7 protein-coding genes are annotated in these 12,023 nt (G+C 45.0%); all 7 read right to left on the bottom strand.

Features of this window, described 5'->3' with window-relative positions; all coding sequences use genetic code 11:
* Window positions 1-68 precede the first annotated feature (68 nt).
* Window positions 69-410, bottom strand: coding sequence for a hypothetical protein (locus IYN85_RS11305; protein ID WP_196158985.1), 342 nt, complete (start codon window positions 408-410; stop codon window positions 69-71).
* Between the two features lie 86 nt (window positions 411-496).
* The gene (locus IYN85_RS11300) at window positions 497-865 is read right to left on the bottom strand and encodes a hypothetical protein (RefSeq protein ID WP_196158984.1); all 369 of its coding nucleotides are present in this window, start codon (window positions 863-865) and stop codon (window positions 497-499) included.
* A 673-nt stretch (window positions 866-1,538) separates the two neighbouring features.
* Window positions 1,539-1,889 (bottom strand): hypothetical protein, encoded by a 351-nt coding sequence (locus IYN85_RS11295; RefSeq protein WP_230390677.1) that lies wholly within the window; start codon window positions 1,887-1,889, stop codon window positions 1,539-1,541.
* A gap of 422 nt (window positions 1,890-2,311) precedes the next feature.
* Window positions 2,312-3,544, bottom strand: coding sequence for a PKD domain-containing protein (locus IYN85_RS11290; RefSeq protein WP_196158983.1), 1,233 nt, complete (start codon window positions 3,542-3,544; stop codon window positions 2,312-2,314).
* Between the two features lie 285 nt (window positions 3,545-3,829).
* Window positions 3,830-4,153, bottom strand: coding sequence for a hypothetical protein (locus IYN85_RS11285; protein ID WP_196158982.1), 324 nt, complete (start codon window positions 4,151-4,153; stop codon window positions 3,830-3,832).
* 130 nt (window positions 4,154-4,283) lie between these two features.
* The gene (locus IYN85_RS11280) at window positions 4,284-4,631 is read right to left on the bottom strand and encodes a hypothetical protein (protein ID WP_196158981.1); all 348 of its coding nucleotides are present in this window, start codon (window positions 4,629-4,631) and stop codon (window positions 4,284-4,286) included.
* 284 nt (window positions 4,632-4,915) lie between these two features.
* The gene (locus IYN85_RS11275; RefSeq protein WP_196158980.1) at window positions 4,916-11,707 is read right to left on the bottom strand and encodes an FG-GAP-like repeat-containing protein; all 6,792 of its coding nucleotides are present in this window, start codon (window positions 11,705-11,707) and stop codon (window positions 4,916-4,918) included.
* Window positions 11,708-12,023 lie beyond the last annotated feature (316 nt).

Below are 12,023 nucleotides of genomic sequence, written 5' to 3'. Positions count from 1 at the left end.
TGAATGTGCTGATAAAGGAGGCAAATGGGTTACCTTGTTTTATCAGCAATGCCGTAGGAAAGGACTCATTAAAACCACATGTGTGTAATCAGTGGCCGACCACCGTCACAATTCGGGCTCAACACTAACTTAACTGGCTTGCCAGCCATGTAGGCACTTAAAGCCATCGCATACATGGCTTGGCCTTTTTCTGAATCTAGCAGCAATGTGTTGTATTTATTCTGACAGCCAGAAGGAAGGTAGTCGCCAGGAACCCCTCCTGAGATAAGCACGAGGACTTTGCCTGAGTTATCAAAATCTATAATGATGTCCGAAATAGGCTTTGCCGTTGGCATCCATGAGCCTGGCGCGCCAAAGCAGACGCTTATGTTTAAGAAAATTACGACGAAGAAAGATAAGATGGGTTTCATTTAGTTTGACGTCCTTAATTACTTTTAGCGTTTAGTATGCACAGCATAAAAAAATATGACTTAAATACTCCAGGGGTCTTTTTGCACTAATTTCTGATGTCCTCGATATAAGGAGCATCGTATCCGCACCCTTTAAAGCCATCCCCCGTATTCACAGTCACGTTCATTGGCTTCCCCATGGCCTGTTGTGCGAGCACGAATGAAAACATGTAATCCGCAATTCTTGGGTCTGTATATTCACCTGTTGGATCGATGCAGACATATCCTCTCAAACCACATTCTCGATTAGATACTTTCAACATGGATTGATGCCTAGGGCCGGTTAGTATCTGCTCAACATATACGGAGCCACAATCTTGAGTGGCAGCAACGGCCGTTGTCGCTATGCCAACTGACAGTGAACAGGCTAACAAGTTTCGAAGAACAGATCCGATGCTCACCGATTTAAAATTCATTAATTTCACTGACAACTTTCCTTTTATTCAGTTTTTAAATTGTATTAAGACCACGGTCACAGCCATCCATTTGTATCATGCGCTATGGTTAAGGCGACCTAAATTATGACCGACCATCTGTACCGGATCGATGTCTAATGATTACCGGCATGTGCTCATTTAACAGCGCCAAACACACGCCCATCACCAACACAGCTGATGTACATACTTTGTAGCGCTGAATCACTTGAGCCAAAGTTATGTCGGTTAGAAAATGATACTTCCATGACTCACAATAGCCTTCCCAGAGACGCAACCGGACACCTCAATCCTAACCGTCTTTCCAGATACACCTGCGGAAAGAAGCAACGCATACATCTGATCGAAGTTGGTGTTAGTGCGTTTTAAATAGTAGTAATTATTGCCGCAGTCATTGTTGGTGGACAGACGGAACACGATATCAGACGGATCAGAATATAACTGTACCAGTTGACCAGAGTACACTGTATTTGCCGCATACGATTGCGCTATCAGTACACCTGCGAGGGCTGTCCGAGCGAATAACTTGATGAAATTTGTCATTGGTAAACCTAAAAATTATTTCCAAGAATTTAATTGTCTATATCAAACTCCGATGCCTCCGTTTGTCGCACGACATACATGAGGCATGAGGACAAGAACTGCCGCCAGTGTGTTAACGGAGCCGGGTTATTTTGCGATAGGCATTAACATTAGAACCCCACGGTTCGCAGCCGCCCTCGTTCACGTAAGAAACCGTAACAACACGGCCAGACGCTTGGGCCGCCAATAGCATGGAATACATTCTGGCGCGGCGCTCTTCTGGCATATCAGCACTGATGGCAAACACGGTTTTATCAGTACATTGGGCGACATTTGTGCCACTGACAGAAAGACTGACCAAGATGGTGTCCGAACCGGAGTAGGTTGTTATGCTGTTAACGGTACCGGCAGAGTCAATCCAGTAGGCGGAAAAACCTTTAAGTGGTAGAGCGATTAACAGAGCGAGCAAGAGCTTTTTCATCATAATTTTTCCTTTTACACATTCTAATAGTTCACAGAAATTAATTTACAGTTGGCCTTGGAGTGACCACTTACCACCCATGGTGGTGTACCGGTTGTGCATGGCATTAAATGACGCACCCGCTAGCTGGTAGACTTTGCGTGTACAAATTCACTACTTTTACATCGTCTATAGTTTCGGAAAATGCACCGCTAGCAAGCCACGCAACACTCAGCCTCAACGATGCGATGTTTTGTATCCTTTTAAAAAAACAATCGATACCACTGCAAGATATCCTTTTTGGCTAATGAGCATTGGCATTCAATTCGCCGATATAGCTCAAGTAAGAAATCAAATCTGACATCAATGAAACAGGGTGTCGGTTCCTGAAGAACGAATCTACTGGAAGCTCTTTCTGCTATTGCGTCACAAATCTACTAGTCGAGTTACAGCCCATGCAGTATGGCTGGTAACACATCAATAAAATTATACACGGTTACAGAAGCACTGGTCGTACGGCTAAATCGATTGCTAGGGTCTGTTGCAGTGAGTGACAATTGGTAGTGGCCGCGCGCAGAGTACCTGTGGGACAGACTTCCCGCTGTTGGTTGCGACACGGTTGCTTGACCATCGCCGAAATTCCACGCAAAGGAACTATAATCACTCAACCCATTAGGACCATGTGACGAGGAGCCGTTGAACGTAACGGAGTCGCCTAAATATACAGAATAAGACGATTGGTCCAAGTTAACTTCCCAGATGTCCTGACTTTTGTACCAATTGACATAGTCAAAAAGACCGTTACTGGTAAACTTCAACTCATTAAATTTGGCTTCATTGATGTGCAGCAGGCTTTTATTTGGTTGATAGGAGAAACCATCGTAGTCATGCCACCATGACCCGGCCCAGGCTCCCCAGGGGCTCTCATATAGAACGTTGAGTTTGTGCTTGGAAAAATTTTTGTCGTGCAGATAGAAACCCAACCATGAATATACATCGCGGCGAGCTTCTTCAGTTTCTAAATAGAGAGCGTTGGATGTTTCTGCGTTATATTGGCAGGTACCGGCTTCATAGCCCTTCTTCAGGTTTTTTAAGTAGGCTATTACCGCTGTTTGTGTTTCATCAAATGACTTTTTACCAGCAAATGCTACAGCCAAGTAATAGGCGTTGGCATCAAAAGTACAGGTAACAATGTTTGATGACTGTTTACACGCATTTATCAAATCCGTTTTAAATTCGCGATCGCAGTCTTCTCGTCTTTTTCCAACCGTCGCATAGCACTGGTCGTGCACTTTACATGCATTATACCAACCTTGCCCCCACTTATCGTCTGCACCGATATCTTCAGAGTAGAATGGATTATCTTCATCATGGTCGCTACAGACACTACTATCGCCAGTAATTTTATCTCGTTCAGTTATCGGGTGCTCATGCAATAACACACAATTCTGTCCTTTTGTCGCCCATTTGTTGATAAATGGTCGATCTGTGTCCATATGAGTTACCCAAGTGAAGTCAATAAAATCACCGGTTTCCTGCTTCATCACATTTGCTTCAAAAAAACCGTAAGGATTTTCATACGTTATAAAAGCTTCTCGATGTTCCGTAAGAATTAATTCATCTGCTGCTTGGGAAAAACCAATGCAAATAAAGCAACAGAATAGTCTCCAATTATTCATAAACACTCCTTAGTTTTCGAAAGGTGACGCCTTTCAAACACATTCTCCCATTTCAGCTTATTCAAGCTTGTGCTTTTAACACAACATCTATATGCATCTGTTCAGTAAGAATCGCCACCTGTTCAATACTTCCGCGTATATTCTTTTTACATTTAAAGGCTTTTGGTTCATTGTTAAAAATCAATGACTCTGACCCCTATTGATTCTTTCTTTTGATTCTTGCGCTTACAGACAGCATCAGTCTGCCCTTTCTTGGCTCACTTTTTAGCATTTGATAACTAATGTTTAATGCACGGACAAATACCCGATGTGACAGTAACCAGAGGCCATCTTGTTCGTATAAAGGGTTACGCGTCGTCCAGCCATGTGAGCTGCCAGAAGGGAACTCACGATAGCATCGTAGTTACTGCTACTCTTATTGACGTATGCCCAGTCACTCGTGGTACCGCATAAAGCAGGGGAGCCATTAAGGTAGACTCGGAAACCGTAGTTTTCGCCGTCTACAACGACATCAATTTTCGCAATCGTGTTGGTTACGACACCGTCCCAAGCGTAAGCCTTCAGGCTAAGCATTACTAAGACCGTTAAACCGATGACTAATTTCTTCACTTTAATCTCCTTTAAAATATTTCCATCATGTTGTTATCAGCAAGTATCAGTGTGTTCGTTTGCTTGATCAGCACCAAATTAATGGGCGATAATCCATCGTCTCGCCACCTTTCTAAAAAAGCCACTTATGTTACCAATTCCCCAGGTGTTGAATGGTCGCGGCATTGCCACTGGTTGGCGGGTTTCTTTCACTGACGTATAAATAAAGATCGCCACCGGATGCCATTTTCATGAGGATCGTCGACCACATGACACTTCCGCCTGCTGTCGTTGTATCTAACGCGAAGGCATAGCAACAACCGGTCACGGCAGCGTCAAATTCGTTTAGGTTGCGAAAGAACACAGTGCCTCCTGCAAATACCTGGTAGTGCAATTTACTGACGTTCGTAACATGAACATAACCGGGCGCAGCCATCGCTACATGCGCGACCAAAAACAAAGTCGCGGTCATCATCGCTTTAAAAACTTTTCCTTTCATACCTATCCTGTTGTATTTCATATCATTAGCGACACAAAAACTGTGAGCCTTAAGGGTCAACCTCTCAGCACCCTAATAACTTAGCGCTGACGTTTCTTTACTGGCTTCGGAGGCAGCATCAACAATGTTTGATTCTTACTTTTTTATCTTGAAAACACGATTTACCAAACGCATTCTTTTTAAACCTTTAATTCCTTACTCTAAAATCTAATCAAAGGTTTAGGAGTCATTATTAGAAATTAATAATTCCCCCGCTTTGAGCCTGATTCCTAACCTCTTTGATTCTATTGAAACATGGCAGGAAAAAACGACCAAACATTGTCTACTACTGAGCGCTTTTCTGTAGTTCGTTCTACATAATATTTATTAACCTCTGCTCCAACAACGGCAGCACCAGACTCAGCAGCGGGTACTACTACATGGTCGAGAATTAACGAGGGTAATGTGATTTCAGGAACCAAAACCGTTAAAGCAGTTGAAGTAAGTGAGGTAGCAAAATCTCCACCAGTCATATTACCTGTTTGCCAGGAATAGGTATCTAGCATTAAAGCGGATGCATCTAGAACTCCAGGAAGGGAGCCCAATAGGTTTGCGGTAGACTCTATACGGCTGACCGTTTTATAGTGATTATCTTTTATAAATGATACCCAAGGAGCGGGATGACCCGTTGCTCGACTACCCGTATAGTCCAAGGGAGCTGGGCCAAAGTAAACACTTGCAGATCTATTTATAGAGGAGATGGACCCACTTGGTGGTAAGTAGAACATGCCATTCATATGTAAATCCAAGGTCCCTCTAGAGTAAAGTAAATAAACCTCTTCCAAAGGACTAATCGCAGCAACCCCAAGAATGTCGGAAGTACTATTCAATGCTTTCCCAACATTATCATCTTTCTTCTTTGCATTAGTGTCTTTCGGTTGCCCTGCTGGATTAACGGTTGCGTTGTCACTCGTTGAATCATAGGCGCCACCGGTTTCACTTCTATCCGCAGGACAACCGCACACATACCCACTCGGATCCGTATACGCCCCTGGGTTATTCCAAACATAGGCATAGCGGTTGTAACTCAAAATCTGCCCTGGTGCCTGCACCACCAAATCGGCTTGCAGGAATCGACCGATGGTTGGGTCGTACACGCGGCCTTTCATGTGAATGAGGTCAAGTTCGTACATGTGTTCGTGGCCGGTGAAACCCTCTTTGCTGGCGAAGCCGCTCCAATCTTGAATGGAAGTGCTGGCGCTCGATGTGTAGAACTTGTTCGGTTTACCGAACGGGTCGTACATGATGCGTTGCTTGGTGAAGCCGTTTTCATCCAGCACGATATGCGTCGAGCCAATGTTATTGGTCACGCTGTATTGCGCTTCTTTTTGCGCACCGCTACCGGCGTCAATCACCAGGGTGACGCCTTCGGCGATGGTGTACACCTTTTCAGTCAGCCCCGCTTTTTTGGTCAACTGCATGTCACCGAAGTACCAGTTTTCCTGCGATACGGTTGTACCTACCGAATCTTTTCGGTACAGCAAGCCGTTATCGGCGCCATAGACGTATTCGGATTGGCGCAAACTACTGCCACTGCCCTGGCTGATACGGGTCGGTAGATGGTTGTGACCATAGATTAATGAACGGCGACCATCGTTGGTGACATTGCCGTCGTTATTGCCATAAACGTAGGTTTTACCGTTGACCGTTGTAACTCGATGCGGTGCGGTTGCATCTGTGTATGCGTAAGCCCCCATCTGTTTGCTGGAACGGATGTTCCCCAGGGCATCGTACTGGTAAACGAACGCACCAGCGTTAGTGGAACCGCCGGTTGTGACATCCACAGACGTCAGCTGACGGTGCGCGATGTCATCGTAATGATAGGTTTCGCTGTACGTGCTGTTATACAAAAACGCGCTTTCCGTCATATTGGTGACAAAGCCGGCTTTGTTATAGGTATAGTTTAGGTACGACGCGTAGGTGCCCGTATTGGACGTTACGGCTACATCGGCCATTCTGCCGGTGTTGGCATTGTAGTTTTTAATCACCTTGTTACCACTGCCCAATGTCACACCGGTGGCATTACCCAACGCATCAACATCGGTGAGTGTCCAGTGGGTTTTACTGCCATCTTTTACCGTTTTTAGAATGCCAGTATGACTGTCGTAACCGTAGGTGACGGTCAGCGAACCGCCGTTGCCTCCGGTCCAGGCTTTTGTTAAAGGCTGGCCCGTTGCGGTATAGGTGTAGGTGGCGTCGAAACTGCCGGCGCCGGAAATAAACTGGTCGTGATCAAGCAGGCGACCTTTGCTGTCGTATTTGTATACCTGCTGCGCGTAGTAACCTTCGACTTTGGCACTTGGGTTACAGGTGACACTGCTGCCTTTGTAATAACGCGTTTCGGTTAGCTGACCCACCGACGGGCCATTGCTGCTTTCGTCGTAGAAATAACACGCGGAGCCATCGTTATTGGTGGTACGCGTCTGACGGCCGAGCAGGTCGTAAGCAAAGGTTTGCGCGCTGATAGCCCCAGCAATAGCACGCGGTGTTTTTACGGTTTTCACTTCTCCAAACGGTGTGTACTCGTAAACAGTTTCGCCTTTGTCGGGGTCTATTTCAGATAACAACCGGCTGCGTTTGTCATAGGTTTTTACGATGACATGACTTTGGTTTTTATCGATTCCCGTATTCGCTTCTGGTGTGGTCACCGAGTAATTCGCCTTTGAATACCATTGGCGTACTACGTTGCCGTTCAGGTCGTACAGAAATTGTGTGTAAGACCCATTGGGTGCTTTCACCTTCACCAGTTGGTTCAGGGCGTTATAGGTTTCAACGGTATCTCGGTAGTTACTGGTACCGTCGACTAACACTTTGACTGTGCGCTGGTTTACGCCGTTGCCCTGATAATCCCAAATGGTCTTTGTAATGCCGCCAGCGCCGTCTTCTACTCGCACACTTTGATCAAAAACATCGTAATACTGTTTGCGTGCTTCGCCTTCGCTTTTGTCATCCAAGAACGAAATAACTCGCGGTGCGGTTGTCGAAACGACACGCTGATGTTTGTCGTATTCCGTAGTAGTTACAACGTAATCTGTAGTAGATTCGTCGGAATCCGATTTGAAATGGGATGTAATGGTCTTAGTATTAAGGCCACGTTTGTCATAATACTGATACGTTTCGGTGCCCGGGTAGTTCTTTGTTTTTATTAACGTTTTGTGTTTACCATCTATACATCCACTTAATGAAATAGCGCAATTGTGGTAACTGGTCTCAGCCACTTGGCCTGCTGACGAAGTCACTTTAGTTTGTCGACCAAATTTATCGTAGGTATATACCGTACTCAGCGCCTGGGTTAACGACTCAGGCGAACCAACGCCGACTGTGACTTTCCCCGGGTTGCCATATTTGTCGTAATTTTCGTATACCGTATAGTGCCCAGCGGCGTTTTTCTCCCAAAGCAGGAAGCCGGTGTCGGCATCATATTTCCACTCAGAAACTCGACTGATATGCTGAGGGAAGGTCGGCGTTGTTTTGTTTGACACAATTTGCTTAGTTAGTTGACCACGGGTGTCATAGAAGAATGTCGTATTTAGCCAATCGTCTTCACGATCACTAATGTATTGGCTGTAGAGCAGGTTGTTGCTGCCATAACTTCTATTCACGTAATAGAAGTCTGTCGTTGCCAAAGAATTGTTTACCAGTTCATCTTTCCAGTCGCCCAGTGCTGTTGTTGTTACTTTCTCTTTAACAACGTGTAAGGCATTGATAAGGTAGTCCGGGTTATTGCTGCCGGTTACTGAATCATAGACTTCGAAATCACGGCGAACTGACTTTACTGTTTTGTCGAGACCCTCGGTCGTTTCGCTGTATGTCGGTCTCGTCACCAAGGCAGGTCCTACCACTTCCCAATCATTGGAGGTAATGGTGCGAGCAAGAATAGTGTTACCATCTTCAGGGTCAAAGTAGGTATTGGCGGTTGATGCCAAAACTGGCCGAACTATTCCTGTGGTTAAGGTTTTAACCGTCCACTCACTAATGAACGTTGACGCGCCTTCTCCAACACCAACACCAGTCGAACCGGTAATACCGTTACGTGGCGATAGAGCCCGCGTATCCAACAGCGCCACATTGCTAGCGCCATACGCCGCAACAACAGTACCCTCTTTATCCTCAAATTTGAGTTGTGCAAAAACAGATTCCGATGAGCCATTCTTCACGCGCTTATACACTTGGCGAGGTTTTCCAACGAGATAGTCTCTTTGGTCTAAATAGGTTACCGCAATAATCGACTTGGTATGTGGGGCCCCTTCAGCGTCCTGAGATTCCCGCCCGGTCACAGATGAAAAAAGTTGAAAGCCTAAGTAACCTTCATCAAGACTTGACTGAGCACCACCATATTTAAAATAGGTATCGCCTTCTGACGTATTGGTCTTGTAAACCAATTTAGTGGCTGGATTCAAACTGATAGAAATCCCATCTCTAAACCAAGCTGGTGTCGATCTTTGATAGACTTGTGCATCCGTCATATTTTTGTAGTCAATAGACGTTTGGTTTTCGTAACTGTCATTGATTCTAGCAATACTTAGATCAGGCGAAGTTCCCTTCCTAATTTTTACTTTATTGTCTGCGAATGATGATCTATTGGTAATCGCTGCCACCGCATCTTTAGCTCCATCACCATTGATGTCAACAAATGTTAGCAAACCATTTCTTAGATCTACTGCTGGTAAGTTTATGCTTCTGCGCGGACCAAATAACCCATCGATCTGCCCTGGTCGATAGTCATTATCTATGACCATATCCGTTCGGCCATCACCATTTATATCCTGAAACTGTGGTGAAAATGGTTTGTTAGACGCTGTTGTGGCTTCATCCTCATCATAGGTCCACGGCTCCCTCAATTTAAGCGGAGCCGAACTCAACGAGTTACCATTGGAAAGATACACTGAGACATACCCGAGTTTGTTTGAGATAACTACGTCAGCCAGGCCATCTCCATTAATGTCTGCGGTGGTCAGACTGAAATTTTTCTTGTTATCACTTGTAAATGAACGAGTACCGCCATTTGAAAAAGAAACTGACGTTTGCGAACTCGTGGAATATCGGTACTCAAGAGTGCCGTCATCATGCAACATGATAACGTCTGCCTTGTTGTCGCCATTTATATCTGCAAACGCAAAATGCGTTTCATCATTTCGTTTTGCAAACTTCGGTGAACCGGTAAAGGAGCCTGAACCATCACCAAGATATACTGCAAACGTTTCTGACTTGACCAATTGACCGGCTGCATTCATGGCACCTGACGAGTGTACTAAGTCTGTGAGTCCATCGCCATTTACATCAATTAATGTTGAATCGTCATAATCCCATGTATCTCTAGTCTGGTTGGCATTACCAAAACCAAACTTTCCGTTACTATTGTAAGTTTGAATCCTGTTCCCGTTGTACCAGAATATATCATCTATTCCGTCGCCATCGAGATCAGAAATCATCAGTTGATAATCCGCAGACTGAGGGGCATTAACAACTTCATCCAGACGAGTACCGCCATCTATATCGATATCACTTACCAATAATTTCGATTTAAATACCTTAATTCTGTGTTTCCAATCACTATTTTTTTCAAAGCCAATAATGTCAGTAGTTCCATTACCATCAATATCACCAAAACTAATTCTCGTGTCGTAGTTATTATCTAAGGTTTCTGAATGCTCTGTGGATTCGAAGATGGTGTTGCTCGGTTGATTCCACGCAAATGTGAGTTCCTCGTAACAGCTGGATCCCACACATTTTTGAATGTCAGTTAAGAAGGATTGATCAAGCCGACTGTTGTATCCGTATTTGAACGAATAAGTGGCTATATTCTCTCCCGTACCATTGGTACTGATCGAAGATAATCGTTTCGTTCGATTTACTTTTGATCCGTTACTATCAAAGGCAAAAGACCTGTCTGGTCGCTCTTCATAATAGAAAGAAACGCTATGAGAGCCATATTGTATGCTTGTAAGTAGGGCTTCTCCGTTGGAATGATCAAACGAGTAATCATAAGTAGAATATGCTCCGCCTAACTGTGTTTCTCTCGTCAAGTACCAAGATTTGGTATTGGTTCCGCTCGCGTTGCGGTTGAGATGTGAACTAAATAACCTCTTTGTGCCGTTTTCTAAAACCGCAGAGAACTGGTTTGCTGCATAGTTAAACTTCAACAACGTTCCGTCGTCAATACGCTTTCGGTATAACTTCTGGCCGTCAGCAGTAAAAGCAACCAATGGATCACCATTCAAACAAAACGTATCTGTCGTTGAGTAGCTTGGTACCGATTTGCTACGGCCAGGTGCTTTACAACGAGTGATGCTCTCGGTAGCCGACAAGCTCCAACCTTTACCAAGTAGCCCGTTACCACCTTGCGAATAGTAACTTACCGATACATTCGGTCGAATACCGGCAGGTCCTGGGACCAGATCAATCGGCAGAGAATAGGTTGCCGCGCCGCCCTGCGACACGGTGAAGTTGCCTTTTAAATTACCAACGGCGGTTGCGGAGGCTAATGTTTTGGAGATGTTATACGGGTTGCCTTCACTGTCTACAAAAAAGGTGACCCCGTTGCGTGCCACTTTGTAAGCCTGCCCACTCGGTGTTGAAACCGGTGTAAAGGTGGTATTGCCATCGTTTTCAAAGCCTGCGAACGTGCTGCTGGAACTGGCACTGGAAGGTAGCTTGGTGGTGCCGCCGTTTACTTGAACCAATGTACCTGAAGTTGGCTTGAGCAACATGTCATTGATGCCATCGCCATTGGCATCGGAAATAATGATACTGAACCGGGTTGTTTTGGTTTTGCCGCTTGGATTAAAGCCGCCACGGCCGGCAACGATGGTATTACCGGTTAGATAGAAGTCGTCACCATCTTTGTACTTGATTGGAATGGAAACGTCGCCTGCGATCAGTAGGATTTTTTCTTTCGCGATGAATATGATTTCGGTAGTTGTGTCACCTGTTATGTTGTATTCGTAGATGTCATACGAGTCAACATTGAAGTTCGTGTTGGCAAACACAGTAACGCTGATGAGGCTGAGTAGAGAAACGGCGAGCTTCTGAAACATTTCATTCCCTTTATCTGACAAAAGATGGGTGCAGCAGAAAGGGCAATAAATGGAGTCACCCAGAGCTGCCGTTCAGAGGCAGGGGTGCCATGTGTCCATGTTTCAACATCTACGCTATCTTCCTTAGCGTGCGGTAAATTACGGTTACTGATGCAAATTTACAACCATTATTGCCAATTGACTGACAAAAACCTGACGAATGTCACATCAATGTAAGCATTTGTAAGGTTTATCGACACTTTCGATCGGCTTTCGACAAAACAGTCTACTCACCGCAACGACAACCACCGCATCATTGGCATTTCACGATTACCCG

It is taken from the genome of Reinekea sp. G2M2-21 (assembly GCF_015687175.1).
GTDB lineage: Bacteria > Pseudomonadota > Gammaproteobacteria > Pseudomonadales > Natronospirillaceae > Reinekea.
Note: the sequence above shows the minus strand (reverse complement) of the source record. Positions and strands in the feature narration are given on the sequence as shown.

Excerpts from the sequence above, each read along its gene's own strand:
- IYN85_RS11290 (WP_196158983.1), bottom strand. The coding sequence starts at position 3,544 with ATGAATAATTGGAGACTATTCTGTTGCTTTATTTGCATTGGTTTTTCC.
- IYN85_RS11275 (WP_196158980.1), bottom strand. The coding sequence starts at position 11,707 with ATGTTTCAGAAGCTCGCCGTTTCTCTACTCAGCCTCATCAGCGTTACT.
- IYN85_RS11305 (WP_196158985.1), bottom strand. The coding sequence starts at position 410 with ATGAAACCCATCTTATCTTTCTTCGTCGTAATTTTCTTAAACATAAGC.
- IYN85_RS11300 (WP_196158984.1), bottom strand. The coding sequence starts at position 865 with ATGAATTTTAAATCGGTGAGCATCGGATCTGTTCTTCGAAACTTGTTA.
- IYN85_RS11280 (WP_196158981.1), bottom strand. The coding sequence starts at position 4,631 with ATGAAAGGAAAAGTTTTTAAAGCGATGATGACCGCGACTTTGTTTTTG.
- IYN85_RS11295 (WP_230390677.1), bottom strand. The coding sequence starts at position 1,889 with ATGATGAAAAAGCTCTTGCTCGCTCTGTTAATCGCTCTACCACTTAAA.